Source organism: Streptomyces spinoverrucosus, assembly GCF_006539505.1.
In the GTDB taxonomy this organism is placed as follows: Bacteria; Actinomycetota; Actinomycetes; order Streptomycetales; family Streptomycetaceae; genus Streptomyces; species Streptomyces spinoverrucosus.
This window is the reverse complement of sequence record NZ_BJND01000024.1, coordinates 130,729-151,064: the sequence shown is the minus strand read 5'-3', so window position 1 is coordinate 151,064 and position 20,336 is coordinate 130,729. Positions and strand designations below refer to the sequence as shown.

The 20,336-nt window shown below is 71.6% G+C and carries 17 protein-coding genes; 14 read left to right on the top strand and 3 right to left on the bottom strand.

Annotated elements, in window-relative coordinates; genetic code table 11:
• Window positions 1-117 precede the first annotated feature (117 nt).
• From SSP24_RS18170 to SSP24_RS18140, 7 genes are all read left to right on the top strand, one after another.
• Window positions 118-963 carry a DegV family protein gene (locus tag SSP24_RS18170; protein ID WP_141310663.1) on the top strand — a complete coding sequence of 282 codons (846 nt, stop codon included), beginning with the start codon at window positions 118-120 and terminating at the stop codon, window positions 961-963.
• 132 nt (window positions 964-1,095) lie between these two features.
• Entirely contained in the window at window positions 1,096-2,112 is a 1,017-nt protein-coding gene (locus SSP24_RS18165) for a ComEA family DNA-binding protein (RefSeq protein ID WP_141310661.1), read from the top strand.
• A 98-nt stretch (window positions 2,113-2,210) separates the two neighbouring features.
• Entirely contained in the window at window positions 2,211-4,658 is a 2,448-nt protein-coding gene (locus tag SSP24_RS18160; protein WP_229865426.1) for a ComEC/Rec2 family competence protein, read from the top strand.
• A 4-nt stretch (window positions 4,659-4,662) separates the two neighbouring features.
• Window positions 4,663-5,514 carry an arylamine N-acetyltransferase family protein gene (locus SSP24_RS18155; RefSeq protein ID WP_141310657.1) on the top strand — a complete coding sequence of 284 codons (852 nt, stop codon included), beginning with the start codon at window positions 4,663-4,665 and terminating at the stop codon, window positions 5,512-5,514.
• Window positions 5,515-5,557: 43 nt separating this feature from the next.
• The gene (locus SSP24_RS18150) at window positions 5,558-5,803 is read left to right on the top strand and encodes a hypothetical protein (RefSeq protein WP_141310656.1); all 246 of its coding nucleotides are present in this window, start codon (window positions 5,558-5,560) and stop codon (window positions 5,801-5,803) included.
• 74 nt (window positions 5,804-5,877) lie between these two features.
• Window positions 5,878-6,867 (top strand): DNA polymerase III subunit delta, encoded by a 990-nt coding sequence (holA, locus tag SSP24_RS18145; RefSeq protein ID WP_189986311.1) that lies wholly within the window; start codon window positions 5,878-5,880, stop codon window positions 6,865-6,867.
• 111 nt (window positions 6,868-6,978) lie between these two features.
• Window positions 6,979-7,374: a nuclear transport factor 2 family protein gene (locus tag SSP24_RS18140; protein ID WP_141310654.1), complete on the top strand. Its 396-nt coding sequence runs from the start codon at window positions 6,979-6,981 to the stop codon at window positions 7,372-7,374.
• Window positions 7,375-7,587: 213 nt separating this feature from the next.
• Here the strand turns inward: SSP24_RS18140 and rpsT are convergent, their stop codons facing one another.
• Window positions 7,588-7,854, bottom strand: a complete 267-nt coding sequence (rpsT, locus tag SSP24_RS18135) for a 30S ribosomal protein S20 (RefSeq protein WP_141310652.1) — start codon at window positions 7,852-7,854, stop codon at window positions 7,588-7,590.
• Window positions 7,855-8,083: 229 nt separating this feature from the next.
• On the opposite strand from rpsT, the gene lepA reads away from it, so the two are divergent.
• The 5 genes from lepA (at window position 8,084) to SSP24_RS18105 (ending at window position 16,369) form a co-directional block, all read left to right on the top strand.
• Window positions 8,084-9,952 carry a translation elongation factor 4 gene (lepA, locus tag SSP24_RS18130; protein WP_141310650.1) on the top strand — a complete coding sequence of 623 codons (1,869 nt, stop codon included), beginning with the start codon at window positions 8,084-8,086 and terminating at the stop codon, window positions 9,950-9,952.
• Between the two features lie 266 nt (window positions 9,953-10,218).
• Window positions 10,219-12,093 (top strand): AMP-dependent synthetase/ligase, encoded by a 1,875-nt coding sequence (locus tag SSP24_RS18125; protein WP_141310649.1) that lies wholly within the window; start codon window positions 10,219-10,221, stop codon window positions 12,091-12,093.
• Between the two features lie 243 nt (window positions 12,094-12,336).
• Window positions 12,337-14,436: an ATP-binding SpoIIE family protein phosphatase gene (locus tag SSP24_RS43380; protein ID WP_229865432.1), complete on the top strand. Its 2,100-nt coding sequence runs from the start codon at window positions 12,337-12,339 to the stop codon at window positions 14,434-14,436.
• A 27-nt stretch (window positions 14,437-14,463) separates the two neighbouring features.
• Window positions 14,464-15,696, top strand: coding sequence for a radical SAM family heme chaperone HemW (gene hemW / locus SSP24_RS18110; RefSeq protein WP_141310647.1), 1,233 nt, complete (start codon window positions 14,464-14,466; stop codon window positions 15,694-15,696).
• A 100-nt stretch (window positions 15,697-15,796) separates the two neighbouring features.
• Window positions 15,797-16,369: a Uma2 family endonuclease gene (locus SSP24_RS18105; protein ID WP_141310645.1), complete on the top strand. Its 573-nt coding sequence runs from the start codon at window positions 15,797-15,799 to the stop codon at window positions 16,367-16,369.
• Here SSP24_RS18105 and SSP24_RS18100 read toward each other — a convergent pair.
• Both SSP24_RS18100 and SSP24_RS18095 read right to left on the bottom strand, forming a co-directional pair.
• On the bottom strand, window positions 16,353-17,162 hold the full coding sequence (locus SSP24_RS18100; RefSeq protein WP_141310643.1) for a DUF3097 domain-containing protein: 810 nt from the start codon (window positions 17,160-17,162) through the stop codon (window positions 16,353-16,355). The two genes, SSP24_RS18105 and SSP24_RS18100, sit on opposite strands and share 17 nt — an antisense overlap.
• A 29-nt stretch (window positions 17,163-17,191) precedes the next feature.
• The gene (locus tag SSP24_RS18095) at window positions 17,192-17,926 is read right to left on the bottom strand and encodes an MBL fold metallo-hydrolase (RefSeq protein ID WP_141310641.1); all 735 of its coding nucleotides are present in this window, start codon (window positions 17,924-17,926) and stop codon (window positions 17,192-17,194) included.
• A gap of 184 nt (window positions 17,927-18,110) precedes the next feature.
• Here SSP24_RS18095 and hrcA point away from each other — a divergent pair, with 184 nt between their 5' ends.
• A complete protein-coding gene (gene hrcA / locus SSP24_RS18090) occupies window positions 18,111-19,127 on the top strand; it encodes a heat-inducible transcriptional repressor HrcA (RefSeq protein ID WP_141310639.1) in 1,017 nt (338 codons plus the stop codon).
• Window positions 19,128-20,267, top strand: coding sequence for a molecular chaperone DnaJ (gene dnaJ, locus SSP24_RS18085; RefSeq protein ID WP_141310637.1), 1,140 nt, complete (start codon window positions 19,128-19,130; stop codon window positions 20,265-20,267).
• Window positions 20,268-20,336: the final 69 nt, after the last annotated feature.

Below are 20,336 nucleotides of genomic sequence, written 5' to 3'. Positions count from 1 at the left end.
GCCGCTCCGGTTGGCCGCACCGTGTGCGAGGGTTCCTCGTGGCGTCCTTGCGCATGTTCCGCGCGGGTGAGAGGCCCGGGCTGCCGCCCGGGCACTACGGCAGGTAACCTCCAGCTCATGTCCCGCCATGTCGCGATCGTCACCGATTCAACGGCCTACCTGCCGCCCCGGACGATGGAGCGCCATGGCATCACAGCGGTACCCCTGACCGTGGTCCTCGGCGACCGCGCGCTGGAAGAGGGCACCGAGATCTCGACCCGTTCGCTGGCCCAGGCGCTGCAGAAGCGACGCCCCGTCACCACCTCGCGCCCCAGCCCCCAGCTGTTCGCCGAGACCTACCGCAAGGTCGCCGAGTCCGGCGCCACCGGCATCGTCTCCCTGCATCTGTCGGCCGAGTTGTCGGGCACGTACGACGCGGCGGTCCTCGCGGCGCGCGAAGCGCCGGTGCCGGTACGGGTGGTGGACACCGGGATGATCGCGATGGCGCTCGGTTTCTGCGCGCTGGCCGCGGCCGAGGTGGCGCAGACCGGCGGCACGGTGGACGAGGCGGTCACGGCCGCCGAGAAACGTGCCTCCGGCACATCGGCCTACTTCTATGTCGACACCCTTGACTATCTGCGGCGCGGCGGACGGATCGGCACCGCGCAGGCGCTCCTCGGGTCGGCACTCGCCGTGAAGCCGTTGCTGCAGCTGGACGGTGGCCGTATCGAACTCCTGGAGAAGGTCCGGACGGCATCGAGGGCGATCGCCCGGCTGGAGGAGATCGTGGCCGACCGGGCGGGCGGCGCCCAGGTGGACATCGCGGTACACCATCTGGCTGCGGCGGACCGGGCGTCGGCGCTGGCGGAGCGGGTGCGGGGGCGGGTGCCGGGGCTGGCGGACCTGCATGTGAGTGAGGTGGGGGCCGTGATCGGGGCGCATACCGGGCCTGGGTTGTTGGGGGTTGTGGTTTCGGCGCGGTGAGGGCCCGTTCTTGAGGTGCCGTCGCCTCGGGTTTCACTCGTGTGGGTGGCGGAGTTTTCCACAACTCGGCGGTAATCCCCGGGAATTGAGCAAGATCATCGCGAGGGTGGCGGGCTGCCGCATCCTCGTCGCATGGCACTTCGATCACGCACACGCGCAGCATCCGTAACGAGTGGACCGGGCCGCGGACCTGCCTCCGACGGTCGTACGGCACACCGCCATCGCCGCCCTCCGGCCCTCGGCCGGGCCCGGCACCGGCACGCGTCGGCAGAAGAACTCCGGCGCCGTGCGGAGGTGCTCTTCGGCGAACGTGCCGAGGAGTGGCGGGAGTCGGGGGCGGGGCCACCGGAGGACGCCTCTGAGGAAGAGGCGGCAGAGGACGGGCCCGGAGTTGCACCTGACGGTGCGGACCGTCGGCGGGAGCGGGCCGCGCTGGCTCTGCGGGAGCGGATGCCGGTGTGGTTGCAGGCGCGGTGCGGCCTGGAGCGGAGAAGCGTGGTGGCGCTCACCGTGCTACTCGTCGTCGTCGCGGGGTTCGCGGTGCAGCACTTCTGGGCCGGGCGGACGCAGTCCGTGCAGGCACCCGAGGTGGTCCGGGCGGCGGCGCTCGGAGAGCAGGTGGTAGAGCAGGAGGGCGAGCCGTCGGCCGCGTCGGGCGCGTCCGGCGTGGCGACCGGTCCGCCCGGTGCCGCCAGCGGCACGCCGGTCGCCGAGATCGTGGTGGACGTCAGTGGGAAGGTGCGCGAGCCCGGGATTCACCGTCTGCCGGCCGGATCGCGGGTCGCCGACGCGCTGAAGGCGGCTGGTGGGGTGCGGCCGGGCACGAACATCGACGGTCTGAACCGGGCCCGGTTCCTGGTGGATGGAGAACAGGTGGTCGTCGGGGGTCCCGCGCCCGCCGCTGTCCCGGCTCCGGCCGGGGGAGTCCCGGCCGGAGCGGCCGGCGGCGCGCCCGCAGCTCCCGTCTCCCTCAACACCGCCACGGTCGAGCAGCTCGACACCCTCCCCGGCGTCGGTCCCGTGCTGGCGCAGCACATCATCGACTACCGCACTCAGCACGGCGGTTTCCGCTCGGTGGACGAGCTGCGGGAGGTCAACGGCATCGGCGAACGGCGCTTCGCCGACCTGCGGAACCTCGTACGGCCATGAGGCGCGCCGAGGACGCGTCGCTTTCGGGCGGGCGCCGTGCGGGGCACGTGACGTCCAGAAGCCGCCGCCCGCCCTCGGGCGCGCGCCGTGCCGTGCACATGGCTTCCGGGAGCCGCCTCGGAGCCGCTCATCCGAGGCAGGAAGGACCGGCCGACCTACGGCTCGTACCACCCGCGCTGGCCGCCTGGGCGACGGCGGCGCTGGCGCTGGAGGCCTCGCCGGGGCTGTTGACCGGCGTGGTGGTGGTCTGTCTGGTCGTGGGGTGCGGGCTGCTGATCGGTACCGTTCGCGCGGCAGTGCGCGCCGGGTCGCGTGCCGCGGTCGCCGCCGTGCTGCTCTGCGTCGCGGCGGCCGCCGCCTCGGCCGGGCTGCACGGGGCCGATCTGCGGCGGGGGCCGGTGCCGGGGCTGGCGGAGCGGTTCGCCACGGTGACCGCCGAAGTGGAGATCACCGCCGACCCCCGGCTCACGCGGCCACGGGTCACCGGAAACCACTTGGCGCCGGTCTCCGTGCTGGCGAAGGGTGAGGTGCGGAGCGTCGAGGAGGCGTCCGGGGCGAGGGCCGTGACGCGGACGCCCGTGCTGGTGATCGTCGATGCGGGGGCGGCCGGGCGACGGGAGTGGCTCGGGCTGCTGCCCTCCACCCGGGTCAGGGTGACCGGGCGGCTCGCGCCCCCGATGGTGGGCGGCGACCGGATCGCGGCCGTGGTGCGGGTGCGGGATCGGGCGGGGCCGGAGGTGGTGGGGGAGCCGTCGGGGGCGCAGCGGTTCGCGGGACGGTTACGGGCAGGCCTGCGGGAGGCCACCGGCGGGCTGCCGGCGGACGCGCGGGCGCTGCTGCCGGGGCTGGTCGTCGGGGACACCTCGCGGATCACACCGGACCTGGACGAGGCCTTCAAGGAGACCGACCTCGCCCACACGCTCGCCGTGTCCGGGAGCAACCTCACGATCATCCTCGCCCTGCTGCTGGGGCCGCCGGGCCTGGCGCAGCGCAGTGAGCGGCGCGGTCTCGCACCCTGGATCGGCATCTCGCTGCGGACGACGGCGGTCCTCGGCGGAGCGCTCACGCTGACGTTCGTGGTCGTGTGCAGACCGGACCCGAGCGTGCTGCGGGCCGCGGCCTGCGGTGCCGTCGCACTGCTGGCCCTCGCGACCGGACGCCGGAAGTCGCTGATTCCGGCGCTGGCGGCGGCGGTGTTGCTGCTGGTGCTCTACGACCCGTGGCTGGCCCGCAGTTACGGCTTCCTGCTCTCCGTCCTGGCCACGGGGGCGCTGCTCACCCTCGCGCCCCGCTGGAGCAGTGCGTTGCGCAGGCGCGGGGTGCCGCCCCGGCCGGCGGAGGCGCTGGCCGCGGCGGGGGCGGCGCAGGCGCTGTGTGCGCCGGTGGTGGCGGTGTTGTCGGCGCGGGTGAGTCTGGTGGCGGTGCCGTGCAATCTGCTGGTGGAGTTCGCGGTCGCGCCTGCCACGGTGCTGGGCTTCGCGGCGCTGGCGGTGGCGCCGGTGGCGATGCCGGTGGCCAAGGGGCTGGCGTGGTGCGCGAGTTGGCCGGCCGGGTGGATCGCGCAGGTCGCCCGGACCGGGGCAGCGCTGCCCGGCGCGGGGGTGGACTGGCCGGGTGGCTGGGGCGGGGCGGCGCTGCTCGCCCTCGTCACGGTGGCCGTCGTGGTCACCGGCCGGCGGCTGCTGGGGCACCCGTGGCTGTGCGCGGGCTGCGGGGTGCTGCTGGTGCTGGCGGTGGTGCAGCCGCCGCCGCTGGCCGGAGTCGTCACGGGCTGGCCGCCGCCGGGGTGGCGGCTGGCCCTGTGCGACGTGGGACAGGGCGACGCGACGGTCCTCGCGGCGGGCCCGGGCACGGGGGTCGTCGTCGACGCCGGACCCGACCCGAAGCTGGTCGACCGGTGCCTGCGCGACCTCGGCATCACCCGCATCCCCCTGGTGGTCCTCACCCACTTCCACGCCGACCACGTCGCCGGGCTGCCCGGCGTACTGCGGGGACGTGCGGTGGGGGCGATCGAGACGACCGGGTTCGAAGAGCCGGTGGACCAGGCAGAGTTCGTCCGCAGAGAGGCGGTCGCCCGGGGGATTCCGGTCACGCGTGCGCTCGCCGGGGAGCAGCGGCGCACCGGGGACCTGTCCTGGCAGGTGCTGTGGCCGCCGCCCAGACCGGCACCGGAGCCGGAGGGCCCGAACGACGCCAGCGTCGCGATGCTCGTACGCTCGGCGGGGCTGCGCATGCTGCTGCTCGGGGACCTCGAACCCCCGGCCCAGCAGGCACTGTTGCGGACACCGGCGGCCGCGCTGGTGGACGGCGTGGACGTGCTGAAGGTCGCCCATCACGGCTCGGCGTACCAAGATCCGGAGCTGATACGCCGGGCCGCGCCGCGGCTGGCGCTGATCTCCTGTGGTGCGGACAACCCGTACGGGCATCCGGCGCCCAGTACGGTCGCGGCGCTGCGGGAGGGGGGTGCGAGGGTGCTGCGGACGGATGTGGACGGGGCGTTGGCTGTCGTCGGTGCGGGCGCGGGCTTGCGCGTGGCGCGAGACTGAAGGCATGAATCCCGCACAGGTTGATGCCTACCTCCGCCGCCTGGGAGTCCCGCACCCGGCGTGGCCCACCGTCGACGTCCTGCGTGAACTACAACTGCACCATCTGCAGGCGATCCCCTTCGAGAACCTGTCGATCCACCTCGGCGAGCCGATCGTGCTGGAGGAGAAGCGGCTGCTGGACAAGGTGGTGGGGGCGCGGCGCGGCGGTTTCTGCTACGAACTGAACGGGGTCTTCGGCGCCCTGCTCGTCGCGCTGGGATACGACGTCTCGCTGCTGGCGGCGCGGGTGTACGGGGAGGGCGGTCGTCCCGGGATCCCCTACGACCATCTCGCGCTGCGGGTGCGGACGGTGGACGCGGGGGAGTGGCTGGCCGACGTCGGCTTCGGCGCGTTCAGCCACTATCCGCTGGCCTTCGAGGAGCGACGCGAACAGGTGGATCCCGGGGGCGTGTTCCGGATCGCCGAGGCGGGGCCGGACGCGGCGGGCATGCGGGGGGTTCCCGCGGCCGGTGGCGGGGCCGGGGTTCCGGACCTGGACGTGGTCAGGGACGGCAGGCCCGTGTACCGGCTGGAGCTGCGGCCGCGGGTGCTCGGGGACTTCGTGACCGGGGCCTGGTGGCACAGCACCTCGCCGGAGTCGCACTTCGTGCAGTCGCTGGTGTGTTCCCGGCTCACGGAGGACGGCGGGCGGATCACGCTCAGCGGGCGGAAGCTGAAGGCGACGGCTGCCGACGGGACGCGGGACGAGCGGGAGCTGGGGGCGGACGAGGAGGTGCTGGAGGTGTACCGGGAGCGGTTCGGGATCGAGCTGGACCGGGTGCCGGTCGTGCGAGGGACCGGCGGAGGGGCGGGCTGACCTGCTTGTTCGCGGGCTGGGGCGGTGCCGGAGAATGACTGCCGTGAGTGATGTGCGACATGTGCTGGTGCTGCCCGACCGTGAGTCCGCGGAGGAGGTGGCGGAGGCGCTCGGGGAGCGGTTCGGGCTGCGGGAGGAGCCGCAGCTGGTGCGGGACGCGCTGGCCGGTGAGGACGACGCCGAGGACGCGCAGTGGCTGGTCGTGCTGCGGGACGAGGACGGGCGGCTGGATGCGGGGGAGCTGGACGAGTTCGTGGCGGAGTGGGAGGGGTGGCGGGAGGATCCGTAGGCCCGACCCGTCCGGGCAGGCAGGCAGGAGGCTGACGGGGGTCGTTGTCAGTGGCGCGTGGGATGCTGTGCGTGATGGCCAGGAAGACTGCTCAAGACGACCCTCTCGCCCCGGTGACGCTTGCCGTGGGCCAGGAGGACCTCCTGCTCGACCGTGCCGTGCGGGAGGTGGTGGCCGCCGCCAGGGCCGCCGACGCCGACACGGACGTGCGTGACCTGACGCCGGACCAGCTGCAGCCGGGCACGCTCGCGGAGTTGACCAGCCCGTCGCTGTTCGCGGAGCGCAAGGTCGTGGTCGTACGCAATGCGCAGGATCTGTCGGCCGACACGATCAAGGACGTCAAGGCGTATCTCGGGGCGCCCGCCGAGGAGATCACGCTCGTGCTGCTGCACGCGGGCGGCGCCAAGGGCAAGGGCCTGCTGGATGCCGCCCGCAAGGCGGGGGCGCGGGAGGTGGCGTGCCCGAAGATGACCAAGCCGGCGGACCGGCTGGCGTTCGTCCGGGGCGAGTTCCGCACGCTGGGGCGGTCGGCCACGCCGGAGGCCTGCCAGGCGCTGTGCGACGCCATCGGCAGCGATCTGCGGGAGCTGGCGTCCGCCGTGTCCCAGCTGTGCGCGGACGTCGAGAGCACCATCGACGACGCGGTCGTCGGGCGGTACTACACGGGGCGGGCCGAGGCGTCGAGCTTCACGGTCGCCGACCGGGCGGTGGAGGGACGGGCGGCGGAGGCGTTGGAGGCGCTGCGGTGGTCGCTCGCGACCGGGGTGGCGCCGGTGCTGATCACCAGCGCGCTGGCGCAGGGCGTGCGGGCGATCGGGAAGCTGTCGGCCGCGCGCGGCGGGCGGCCCGCTGATCTGGCGCGGGAGCTGGGGATGCCGCCGTGGAAGATCGACCGGGTGCGGCAGCAGATGCGGGGGTGGACGCCGGAGGGGGTGGCGGTGGCGTTGCGGGCGGTCGCCGAGGCCGACGCCGGGGTGAAGGGCGGCGGGGATGATGCCGGGTACGCCCTGGAGAAGGCGGTCGTGACGATCGCGCGGGCGGCTCGGTCGCGGGGGCGCGGCTAGCCCGGCCCCCTGGCCCCGCGTCGAGGTGTGACCGGCCCCTCGCGAGAGGAGAATTGTCGGTATCAGCGGTATCCGCCCATCGCCCGGTATGAGGAAAGGTGGCGATACGGCATGGCTGAACACCCGCACGCAGCTCTCGTCCGCAAGGGCTACGAGGCCTTCACGCGGGGTGACATGGATGCCCTGCGGGGGCTGATGACCGGTGACTGCACGCATCACGTTCCCGGTAGTCATCCGCTCGCGGGGGACTTCAAGGGACAGGACGCGGTCATCGACATGTACCGGCGGCTCCACGAGGAGACCAACGGGACGATTCAGGTCGATCTGCGCAACGTCCTTGTCGACGGTCGCGGGCATGCGGTCTCCGTGCACCGCTTCCAGGCCGATCGCAACGGCAAGCACCTCGACGAGACCGGAGCCCTCGTCTTCCGGATCGTCGGGGAGAAGATGTCCGACATCGACGAGTGCATCGAGGACATCGAGGGGAGCAACGACTTCTGGTCGTGACTCCCGGGCATGCCGAAGGCCCCGGCGGCCGCCCTGGGGAAGAGCGGGGTGTCGGGGCCTTCGGTTCAGACTGCTGAGCCCGTACCCGCGTGGCGAACGCAGGCCGCGTACGGACTCGGGATGCCGGTCGGGAGCGGATGAGAGAGGGCCCGCTCTGGGTCCTTCCGACGGTTGGATCCGGCGGACCGGATCCGATCAGACCAGATAGGGGGTTCAGCCCTTGAGGGACGCGACCTTCGCAGCCAGCGCCGACTTCTTGTTGGCGGCCTGGTTCTTGTGGATGACGCCCTTGGAGACGGCCTTGTCGAGCTGACGCGCGGCAGCGCGCTGGTACTCGTTGGCCTTCTCGACGTCACCCGCGGCAGCAGCCTCGCGGGCCTTGCGGATCGCGGTCTTCAGGGAGGACTTGACGGCCTTGTTGCGCAGCCGAGCCTTCTCGTTGGTCTTGATCCGCTTGATCTGGGACTTGATGTTCGCCACGAATGAGCCTTTTCAGGTTCAGGCACGGGGCCAGAGGGATTCCGGGACCCGTGCCAGGTGATTTCTTGAAGACGCGCCTCGCGCTGAGAGGGCATGAGGCGCAGCCACCCAGGCTACCAGCGGGGCTCCAGGTGGCCCAAACCGGTCCCCGGTCGCCGCCCGTGGGACCATGGAGGCTACGTAACGATCCGACCCGAGGCATAAGGCGCCTCAAGAGACAGGACCCTGCGTGCCCGCGACCCCTAACCATGTGCCCGAGCCGAGCCGTACCGACCCGGCTCTGATCCGCAATTTCTGCATCATCGCGCACATCGACCACGGCAAGTCCACGCTCGCCGACCGGATGCTCCAGCTGACCGGTGTGGTCGAGCAGCGGCAGATGCGTGCTCAGTACCTCGACCGGATGGACATCGAGCGCGAGCGCGGCATCACGATCAAGTCCCAGGCCGTGCGCCTGCCCTGGGCTCCCACCCATGACCCGGGCAACACGCACATCCTCAACATGATCGACACCCCGGGGCACGTCGACTTCACCTACGAGGTCTCGCGGTCGCTCGCCGCCTGCGAGGGGACGATCCTCCTGGTCGACGCCGCCCAGGGCATCGAGGCCCAGACCCTCGCCAACCTCTACCTGGCGATGGAGAACGACCTCACGATCATCCCCGTACTGAACAAGATCGACCTGCCGGCCGCGCAGCCCGAGAAGTTCGCCGAGGAGCTCGCCAACCTGGTCGGGTGCGAGCCCGACGACGTGCTGCGGGTCTCCGCCAAGACCGGTGTCGGTGTCGACGCCCTGCTCGACAGGGTGGTCAAGGAGGTGCCCGCGCCGGTCGGCGTCAAGGACGCCCCCGCCCGCGCGATGATCTTCGACTCGGTCTACGACTCCTACCGGGGCGTGGTCACGTACGTCCGTGTGATCGACGGCCAGCTCAACAAGCGCGAGCGCATCAAGATGATGTCGACGGGCGCCACGCACGAGCTGCTGGAGATCGGGACGAACTCGCCCGAGATGCTGTCCGCCGACGGCCTCGGCGTCGGCGAGGTGGGCTATCTGATCACCGGTGTGAAGGACGTCCGCCAGTCCAAGGTCGGTGACACGGTCACCAGCCAGCAGAAGGGGGCGACGGAGGCCCTCGGCGGGTACAAGGACCCGAAGCCGATGGTCTTCTCCGGCCTGTATCCGCTGGACGGCTCCGACTACCCCGAGCTGCGCGAGGCCCTGGACAAGCTCCAGCTCAACGACGCAGCGCTCGTCTACGAGCCGGAGACCTCCGCCGCCCTGGGCTTCGGTTTCCGCGTCGGCTTCCTGGGCCTGCTGCACCTGGACGTGATCCGTGAGCGGCTGGAGCGCGAGTTCGGCCTCGACCTGATCGCCACCGCGCCCAACGTGGTCTACCGGGTGGTCATGGAGGACGGCAGCGAGCACACCGTCACCAACCCGAGCGAGTTCCCCGAGGGCAAGATCAACGACGTGTACGAGCCGGTCGTACGCGCCACGATCCTCGCGCCGTCCGAGTTCATCGGCTCGATCATGGAGCTGTGCCAGACCCGGCGCGGCACCCTGCTCGGCATGGACTACCTGTCCGAGGACCGGGTCGAGATCCGCTACACGCTGCCGCTCGCCGAGATCGTCTTCGACTTCTTCGACCAGCTGAAGTCGAAGACGCGTGGGTACGCGTCGCTGGACTACGAGCCCACCGGCGAGCAGACCTCCAGTCTGGTCAAGGTCGACATCCTGCTGCACGGCGACAAGGTCGACGCCTTCTCCGCGATCACGCACAAGGACCAGGCGTACGCGTACGGCGTAAGGCTCGTCGCCAAGCTCAAGGAGCTGATCCCGCGGCAGGCGTTCGAGGTGCCGGTGCAGGCCGCCATCGGCTCCCGGGTGATCGCCCGCGAGACCATCCGCGCCATCCGCAAGGACGTCCTCGCCAAGTGCTACGGCGGTGACATCTCCCGTAAGCGGAAGCTGCTGGAGAAGCAGAAGGAAGGCAAGAAGCGGATGAAGATGGTGGGTTCCGTGGAGGTTCCGCAGGAGGCCTTCATCGCGGTGCTGTCCAGCGATGACAGCGCGGGGTCGAGCAAGAGCAAGAAGTAACCGCGGATTACCCGGGGTTACCTCGCAAATCGGGTGCAACAGGGGCCTGCCGTACCGGACGGTGGGTCCCTGTCGTGTGCATACGGCTGTCCTTCTGGAGGAAGTGACAAGGCACGGAGGCTTACGCAGTGGCCGGTCGGCCTCTACCCTGATCCCTGCTCGATAGTTACTCGCGAGTTAAACAACAGCGCGCGAGTGAAAACTGCCGCACTGAAGGCGCTAGACGCCCTGAGCCAGCCGCACCGTCGCGGGCCCCGGAGGATGTCGTGAGCGACACACAGACCTTGATCGAGAACCGTCCGCCGTCCGTCGCGGGCCTCTTCCTGGAGCGCGTTTCGGCCACCCCGGACGCCGACGCCTACCGCTACCCGGTCCCCCCGGCCTCGGGGCAGGGCCCAGACGACTGGAAGTCGCTGAGCTGGGCCCAGGCCGCCGAGCGGGTGTACGCGATCGCGGCCGGGCTGATCGAGCTGGGCGTCCAGCCGGAGCAGCGCGTCGCGCTGGCCTCCGCCACCCGGATCGAGTGGATCCTCGCCGACCTCGGCATCATGTGCGCGGGCGCGGCCACCACCACGATCTACCCGCAGACCAACGCCGACGAATCGGCGTACATCCTCGCCGACTCCGGCAGCCGTGTGCTCATCGCGGAGAACGCCGAGCAGCTGGCCAAGGCGCAGGAGAAGCGCGCCGAGCTGCCCGACCTCACGCATGTCGTCGTCATCGACGCGGAGGGCGTGGAGACCGGCGACTGGGTGCTCAGCCTCGCCGAGCTGGAGTCCCGGGGCGCGGCCCGGCTGGAGAAGGAGCCCACCCTGGTCAAGGACCGGGTCGGCGCGATCACCAAGGACCAGCTGGCCACCCTGATCTACACCTCCGGTACGACCGGCCGGCCCAAGGGTGTCCGGCTGCCGCACGACAACTGGTCGTACATGGCGAAGGCGATCGCCGCGACCGGGCTGCTCGGCCCGGACGACGTGCAGTACCTGTGGCTGCCGCTCGCGCATGTCTTCGGCAAGGTGCTGACCTCCGGGCACATCGAGGTCGGGCACATCACCGCCGTCGACGGGCGGGTCGACAAGATCATCGAGAACCTGCCCGTGGTGCAGCCGACGTACATGGCGGCCGTGCCGCGGATCTTCGAGAAGGTCTACAACGGCGTCGCCGCGAAGGCCCGTGCCGGTGGCCCCGCCAAGTACAAGATCTTCCAGTGGGCGGCAGGGGTCGCGCGCGAGTACGCCAAGGTCACGCAGGACAACTTCCGGCGCACCGGCACCCACTCCGCGCCCTTCGGGCTCGCCGCCAAGCACAAGGTGGCCGACGCGCTCGTCTACTCCAAGCTGCGGGAGGCCTTCGGCGGGCGGCTGCGGGCGTGTGTGTCCGGGTCGGTGGCGCTGGCGCCCGAGATCGGGTACTTCTTCGCCGGCGCCGGCATCCACATCCTGGAGGGGTACGGACTGACCGAGTCCTCCGCGGCGTCCTTCGTCAACCCCGGTGAGGCGTACCGGACCGGCACGGTCGGCAAGCCGCTGCCCGGGACCGAGGTGCGGATCGCGGAGGACGGCGAGATTCTGCTGCGCGGGCCCGGGATCATGGAGGGGTACCACGGGCTGCCCGAGAAGACCGCGGAGGTGCTGGAGCCGGACGGCTGGTTCCACACCGGGGACATCGGGGAGCTGTCGCCCGACGGGTATCTGCGGATCACCGACCGCAAGAAGGACCTGTTCAAGACCTCGGGCGGCAAGTACATCGCGCCCACCGAGGTCGAGGGCGCCTTCAAGTCGGTCTGCCCGTACGTGTCCAACATCCTGGTGCACGGCGCCGACCGGAACTTCTGCACCGCGCTCATCGCGCTCGACGAGGCGTCGATCATGCAGTGGGCGAAGGAGAACGGGCTGGAGGGGAAGTCGTACGCCGAGGTAGTGGCTGCGCCGGCGACCGTGGAGATGGTCGAGGGGTATGTGCAGCAGCTGAACGCGGGACTTCAGCGGTGGCAGACGATCAAGAAGTTCCGGTTGCTGCCGCGGGACCTGGATGTGGAGCACGGCGAGATCACGCCGAGTCTGAAGCTGAAGCGGCCTGTGGTGGAGCGGGAGTATCAGCATCTGCTGGATGAGATGTATGCGGGGGCGCGCGAAGCGTAGGGGTTGCTGAGGGGTTGTGCGCGGCCGGCCGTTGTGTGTGGCTGGTCGCGCCCACGCGGCGGGGCCGCATATTGAACGCGGCCCCTCGCCCCTGGGTTGGTTGGCGCGCCCTGCGTTCGCTAGTTGGCGTTTTCTGGTCGAGTTTGGCCAGTTCGGTAACTCCACGCTTATGTGTGGGGGCGGTCTGTCACCCTGTCGGCATTGATCGAGGCGTATTCGTCCGAGCCGCTCGGGGAGCTGTAGATGGGGGCCGTTCCGGCGCAAGTTCCGGCGCAACGGGAGTCCGTATCCCTTGTCTCCGTACGCCCGGACGCACAGGTGCGCGCCGCGCTGAACGGAAGCCCCCTCGCGCCGGGTACCGCCCGGGGACTGCTGCGCGCGGCGTTCCAGGAGTGGACCGGCCTCGGCCTGCCCGGCGCCGAGCGGCTGACCGACCGGCTGGCCCATGACGCCATGGTCGTGCTGAGCGAGCTGGTCACGAACGCCGTCGTGCACGCCGGTACGGATGTCGAGCTGGTCTGCCGGCTGGAGCCGGAGACCGGTGCCGTCGTCGTGGAGGTCTGCGACCACCATCCCTCGCGGCCGCCCCGGGACGGGGAGAGCGAAGCGGCGTACGAGACACCGGAGTACGGGCGCGGGCTGCGGCTGGTCGCCGCGCTCTCCGAAGCCTGGGGCGTGACCTATCGGCGGGGCGCCAAGACCGTGTGGGCGCGGGTGGCCGCCGAGGTGTGTCCGGACGCGGAGGGGTACGACCCCGAGCGCACGGGCTTCTTCGGCGCCGAGCTGCTCGCCCCCGAGCCCCAGCGGGCCGAACGCGACCGGGACTGGCTCGGCCGGGGCGCGCTGTCCTTCCTCGCCGAGGCCTCCGACCTGCTCGCCGGCCAGCTCGACGAGGACCTCGTCGCCGCACTCACCGGCCAGCTGATCGTGCCCCGGCTGGCCGACTGGTGTGCGGTCTGGCTGGAGGACGAGTCCCTGGGCGGCCGGGTCGGTTGGGGCGAGGGCGGTGGTTCGGGCGGGGCGCGACTGGCCCGGGTGTGGCACGCGAGCGAGGACCGCATCGAGGACCTGCGCCGCCGCCTGGAGAAGGAGCCCCCGCGACGTACGGAGGAAGGGGCGACGCCTTCGGGGCCGGTGCCGTATCCGTGGCCTGGGGATGCCAGTGCGGGGGATGCGCTTTGCGAGGGGGCTTGGCCTGGGGGGCCCGGCGACGGGGTCCCGAGCGACGGAATCCCGGCCCCCGGCAACGCGGTCCCCGACAGTCCAGCCCCCAGCAACCCAACCCCCCGCATCCCGGCCCCCACCACCCCACCCCCGGCGGACTCGCGCCCCCGGCAGCCGCACGCTCGTGTCGAGGAACCCGTGGCCTCCGTCCCCGCCGAAGGCGACATCGCCGGTACGGCCCTCTCGTACCGGCTCGTCGCCGGTGGGCGGCCGCTGGGGACGCTGGTGATCGGGCGGGCCGGGGGCGAGGGGTTTCCGGACGAGATCACCGGGCTCGTCGAGGATCTGAGCCGTCGGGTGGCGCTGGCCATCGGGGCGGCCCGGCAGTACGCACGCCAGGCCACCATCAGCGCCGTACTCCAGCGCGGCCTGCTGCCCGGCGCGGTCGCGCAGATCCCCGGCGTGCGCAGCGCCCTTGTGTACGAGCCCTGCGACAAGGGCGGGCCCAGCGGCGACTTCTACGACCTCTTCCCGGCCGGCGACGGACGCTGGTGCTTCGCCGTCGGTGACGTCCAGGGCAAGGGCCCCGAGGCCGCCGTCGTCATCGGGCTGGCCCGCCCCTGGCTCCGCCTGCTCGCCCGCGAGGGCTACCGCGTCGCCGATGTCCTCGACCGCCTCAACCAGCTCCTCCTCGACGACGCCACCGAGGCCGCCGACGCCGCCGCCCGCGCCCTGGTCGGCCCCGCCGGCCCCGGCGACGGCCCGCAGACCCGCTTCCTCTCCCTCCTCTACGGCGAACTCGCCCCCTTCGACGGCGGCGTCCGCTGTACCCTCGCCTCCGCCGGGCATCCGCTGCCGCTCCTCCTCGGGCCCGACGGCGACGTCCGTACCGCCGCGCGGCCGCAGACCCTGCTCGGGGTCGTCGAGGACGAGACGTATACCAGCGAGAGCTTCGAGCTGCGGCCCGGCGACACCCTGCTGTGCGTCACGGACGGAGTCACCGAGCGGCGCAGCGGCTCGCGCCAGTTCGACGACGGGGACGGGCTGGCGGCGGCGCTGGCGGGCTGCGCGGGGATGAACGCCGAGCTGATCGCCGAACGGATCAGGCGGCTGGTGCACGAGTTCGGCGGGCGCCCGCCCGAGGACGATCTGGCGCTGCTGGTGCTGCAGGCCGAGTGACGCGCCGCGTACGGGACAATGGAGGACATGCCTTCCGCACTTCCCGACGGCGAGCCCGTCCCCCACGACGGCGCGCTGCCCCCCGCCGCACTCGCCGGGGCGGCGGACCGACCCCTCGGGTTCTATCTGCACGTCCCGTACTGCGCGACCCGCTGCGGCTACTGCGACTTCAACACCTACACGGCGACCGAGCTGCGCGGCACGGGCGGGGTGCTCGCCTCCCGCGACAACTACGCCGACACGCTGATCGACGAGATCCGGCTGGCCCGCAAGGTCCTCGGCGACGACCCGCGCGAGGTCCGGACGGTCTTCGTCGGCGGCGGTACGCCGACACTGCTGGCCGCGGACGATCTCGTACGGATGCTGGGGGCGATCCGGGCGGAGTTCGGGCTGGCGGCGGACGCCGAGGTCACGACGGAGGCGAACCCCGAGTCGGCCGACCCGGCGTATCTCGCGGCCCTGCGTGAGGGCGGCTTCAACCGGGTGTCCTTCGGCATGCAGAGCGCGAAGCAGCACGTGCTGAAGGTCCTGGACCGTACCCACACCCCCGGTCGCCCCGAAGCGTGCGTCGCGGAGGCCCGCGCGGCGGGCTTCGAGCACGTCAACCTGGACCTGATCTACGGCACGCCGGGAGAGTCCGACGACGACTGGCGGGCCTCGCTGGATGCGGCGCTCGGCGCCGGTCCGGATCACATCAGCGCGTACGCCCTGATCGTCGAGGAGGGCACCCAGCTGGCCCGTCGGATCCGCCGGGGCGAGGTGCCGATGACGGACGACGACGTGCACGCCGACCGGTACCTGATCGCGGAGGAGCGGCTGTCCGAGGCCGGTTTCGAGTGGTACGAGGTGTCCAACTGGGCCACGTCCGAATCCGCCCGCTGCCTGCACAACGAGCTGTACTGGCGGGGCGCCGACTGGTGGGGCGCGGGACCGGGCGCGCACAGCCACGTGGGGGGCGTGCGGTGGTGGAACGTGAAGCACCCCGGTGCGTACGCGGCGGCCCTGTCGGCGGGGAAGTCCCCGGGCGCGGGCCGCGAGCTGCTGTCCGCCGAGGACCGCCGGGTGGAGCGCATCCTGCTGGAGCTGCGGCTCCGGGAGGGAGTACCGCTGTCGCTGCTCCAGGAGCAGGGCCGCAAGGCCGCCCGCCGCGCCCTGTCGGACGGTCTTCTCCAGGAGACGCCGTACGAGGAGGGGCGCGCGGTGCTCACCCTGCGGGGGCGGCTGCTGGCGGACGCTGTCGTGCGGGACCTGGTGGACTGATCACTCCGGCGGGTGAATCGGTGCGGAACGCCGGTTCGGTCCCTAACCTGGTTCGTAGGCTGCCGCCAACGGTACGCGGCGGATGCGGAGGGCCACGGAGATGACCGCTGTGGATGATCGCCGGGTGCATGAGGCGTTCGAGAACCTTGTGGTTCCCGAGGGCTTCAAGGCTGAGCTCATCCGGGGGGAAATCGTGATGATGGCCGGACCCGACAAGGTCCACAACCGCATCGTGCAGTTTGTGCAGGACCAGATCCCCTCCGACCGATGGGAGCGGCTCCAGACCCAGGATGTGGCCTTTCCTCACGAGGAGAGCGAGCCCCAACCAGATCTGGTGGTCATGAAGGCGGGCGCCGACGACAGCCCCGGCCGGCTCGTGCCCGCACCGGCGGTGACCATGCTGGTCGAGGTCGTCTCCAAGACCAGCGTGCACCGGGACTATGTGGAGAAGCGGTCGATCTACGCTGCCGGTGGTGTGCCGGTCTACCTGATCATCGACCCGTTCGAAGCCAAGTGCCTGGTGTTGACGGAGCCGACCGGGACTGGCTTGTCAGCGGACTATCAGAACTCGCGGACGCGCAAATTCGGGGACCGGGTACAGCTACCGATCGTGGGCGTCGACCTGGACACGAGCCGGTTCGGCACTCTCCCGCCGCTCACCCCCGCGCCGTGACGAAGTCGATCAGCTCCTCCACCCGCCCCAGCAACTCCGGCTCCAGATCCTTGTAAGACCCCACCCGGCTCAGAATCGCCTGCCACACCGCCCCGGTGTTCTCCGACGGCCACCCCAGCGCCCGGCACACCCCCGTCTTCCAGTCCTGCCCCCGCGGCACCCGCGGCCACCCCGCGATCCCCAGCGACGACGGCTTCACCGCCTCCCAGATGTCGATGTACGGATGGCCCACCACCAGCGCGTGCTCGCTCGTCACCGCCTCAGCGATCCGCCACTCCTTCGTGCCCGGCACCAGGTGGTCCACCAACACCCCCAGCCGCGCATCCGGACCCGGCGCGAAATCGGCCACGATCGAGGGCAGGTCGTCCACGCCCTCCAGGTACTCCACGACCACGCCCTCGATGCGCAGATCGTCGCCCCACACCTTCTCGACGAGCTCGGCGTCGTGCCGCCCCTCGACGTAGATACGGCCGGCGCGGGCCACGCGCGCGCGGGCGCCGGGGACGGCGACCGAGCCGGAGGCCGTACGGGTGGGACGTACCGGAGCCGAAGCAGACGGCCGTACGAGGGTCACCACCTTGCCCTCCAGCAGAAAGCCCCGCGGCTCCAGCGGGAACACCCGGTGCTTGCCGAAGCGGTCCTCCAGCGTCACCGTGCCCGCCTCGCAGCGGATCACCGCGCCGCAGAAACCGGTGCCGGGCTCCTCGACCACCAGGCCGGGCTCCGCGGGCACCTCCGGGACGGGCTGGGGCTTCTTCCACGGCGGGGTCAGGTCCGGAGAGTACTGGCGCATTCGAACGACGATATGGAGAGGTCGTTACGTCATCCGGGCGACACGCCGAAACGGGCGGCCAGGGCGTCGCGCTGGCGCCGGACGAACGCCGCGTCCACCACCGCTCCGTGACCGGGCACGTACAGCGCGTCCTCGCCGCCGAAGCTCACCAACCGGTCCAGCGCGGCCGGCCAGTGCGACGGCACCGCGTCCGGGCCCGCCTGCGGTTCGCCGGACTCCTCGACCAGGTCGCCGCAGAAGACCACCTCGGGCTCACCCGGCACGAGGACCGCGAGGTCGTACGCCGTGTGCGCCGGGCCCACGTTCGCCAGCAGGACCTGGCGGCCGGGGCCCAGGTCGAGGGTCCACTCGCCGGAGACGTGGTGGCGGGGCGGGACCAGAGTGTCGGCCGCCTCCTGGGCCGCCGCGGCGTCCAGGCCGTGGTGGACGGCGTCCGCGCGCAGTTCCTCACGGCCGCGCCGGCCGCCGAGCACGGCGTCGATGCCGACCGCGCCGAACACCTCCGCCCCGGCGAAGGCCGCCGCGCCGAGGACGTGGTCGAAGTGGGGATGGGTGAGCGCGAGATGGGTCACACGATGACCGGCGAGCACCTCCGCCTGCGCCCGCAGCCGCGCCCCCTCCGCGAGGCTCGACCCCGCGTCGATCAGCAACGCCGCACCGTGCCCGACCACCAGCCCCACCGTGCAGTCCCAGCCAGGGAGGCGACAACGCCCGACACCGGCCGCCAGCCGCTCCCAGCCCACCTCTTCCCAAGTCACGCTCATACGGCGACGCTAGGCCCTGTCGCCATATTCCCGCCTGCCGTACGCCCCACCCGGCACGACCTCGCACGACCGGCCTTGCCCGGGGCGTACCCGACGGCCGTACACTGGGCCGGTAAGGCTGGCACTCGGGGGCGTCGAGTGCCAGGGGGAGCGCCAAGGGGACGAGTACTGGAGGTGTGCGCGGATGCTCAGTGAACGAAGGCTCCAGGTGCTGCGCGCGATCGTCCAGGACTACGTCGGTACCGAGGAGCCGGTCGGTTCCAAGGCGCTCACCGAGCGGCACAGCCTCGGCGTCTCCCCGGCGACCGTCCGCAACGACATGGCGGCCCTGGAGGACGAGGGGTACATCGCCCAGCCGCACACCAGCGCCGGGCGCATCCCGACGGACAAGGGCTACCGGCTGTTCGTCGACAAGCTGGCCGAGGTCAAGCCGCTGACCGCGCCGGAGCGGCGCGCGATCCAGAACTTCCTCGACGGCGCCGTCGACCTGGACGACGTGGTGACCCGGACGGTACGGCTGCTGGCGCAGCTGACGCGGCAGGTCGCCGTCGTGCAGTACCCGTCGCTGACCCGGTCCACCGTGCGACACGTGGAGCTGCTGTCGCTGGCACCCGCGCGCGTGATGCTGGTGCTGATCACGGACACCGGGCGGGTGGAGCAGCGGATGGTCGACTGCCCGGCGCCGTTCGGCGAGTCGTCGCTGGCGGATCTGCGGGCGCGGCTGAACAGCCGGGTCGCGGGCCGCCGCTTCACGGATGTGCCGCAGTTGGTGCAGGATCTGCCGGAGGCCTTCGAGGCGGAGGACCGCGGCACGGTCCAGACGGTGCTCTCCACCCTTCTGGAGACGCTCGTCGAAGAGACGGAGGAGCGGCTGGTGATCGGCGGTACGGCCAATCTCACCCGCTTCGCACATGACTTCCCCCTCACCATCCGGCCGGTGCTGGAGGCACTGGAGGAGCAGGTCGTGCTCCTCAAGTTGCTTGGCGAGGCGAAGGATTCGGGCATGACCGTGCGCATCGGGCACGAGAACGCCCATGAGGGACTCAACTCCACGTCGGTGGTGTCGGTGGGCTACGGTTCGGGCGGCGAGGCAGTCGCCAAGCTCGGCGTGGTCGGACCGACCCGCATGGATTACCCGGGAACGATGGGAGCGGTACGCGCAGTGGCACGGTACGTCGGACAGATCCTGGCGGAGTCGTAAGTGGCCACGGACTACTACGCCGTTCTCGGCGTGCGCCGCGACGCGTCGCAGGAAGAGATCAAGAAGGCCTTCCGGCGGCTCGCACGCGAGCTGCACCCGGACGTCAACCCCGATCCGAAGACCCAGGAGCGGTTCAAGGAGATCAACGCCGCTTACGAGGTGCTCTCCGACCCGCAGAAGAAGCAGGTCTACGACCTCGGCGGCGACCCGCTGTCGCAGGCCGGGGCCGGCGCCGGTGCGGGCGGCTTCGGCGCGGGTGGCTTCGGGAACTTCTCGGACATCATGGACGCGTTCTTCGGTACGGCGTCGCAGCGCGGGCCGCGCTCGCGCACCCGCCGGGGCCAGGACGCGATGATCCGGATCGAGGTCGAGCTCGACGAGGCGGCCTTCGGCACGACGAAGGACATCCAGGTCGACACGGCCATCGTCTGCTCCACGTGCAGCGGCGAGGGCGCGGCGCCGGGGACCTCGGCGCAGACCTGTGACATGTGCCGGGGTCGTGGTGAGGTCTCGCAGGTCACGCGGTCCTTCCTGGGCCAGGTCATGACCTCGCGCCCCTGCCCGCAGTGCCAGGGCTTCGGCACCGTCGTGCCGAACCCGTGCCCGGAGTGCGCGGGCGACGGCCGCGTACGGTCGCGCCGCACGCTGACGGTGAAGATCCCGGCGGGTGTCGACAACGGCACCCGCATCCAGCTCGCCGGTGAGGGCGAGGTCGGGCCCGGTGGCGGTCCGGCGGGCGACCTGTACGTCGAGATCCACGAACTCCCGCACCCGACCTTCCAGCGGCGCGGCGACGACCTGCACTGCACGGTCACGATCCCGATGACGGCGGCGGCTCTCGGCACGAAGGTGCCGCTGGAGACGCTGGACGGCCTGGAGGAGGTCGACATCCGCCCGGGCACCCAGTCGGGCCAGTCGATCCCGCTGCACGGCCGGGGTGTCACACACCTGCGCGGCGGCGGCCGCGGCGACCTCGTCGTCCACGTCGAGGTCCAGACCCCGACCAAGCTGGACGTCGAGCAGGAGCGCCTCCTGAGGGAGCTGGCCAAGCTGCGCGGCGAGGAACGACCGCAGGGGCAGTTCCAGCCGGGGCAGCAGGGGCTGTTCTCGCGGCTGAAGGACGCCTTCAACGGGCGCTGAGTGCCGCCAAGAGCCCTGGCATGCCTGTGGTCTATGCCAGACGTCAGGCCGGATTCGGACTTGTTCGGA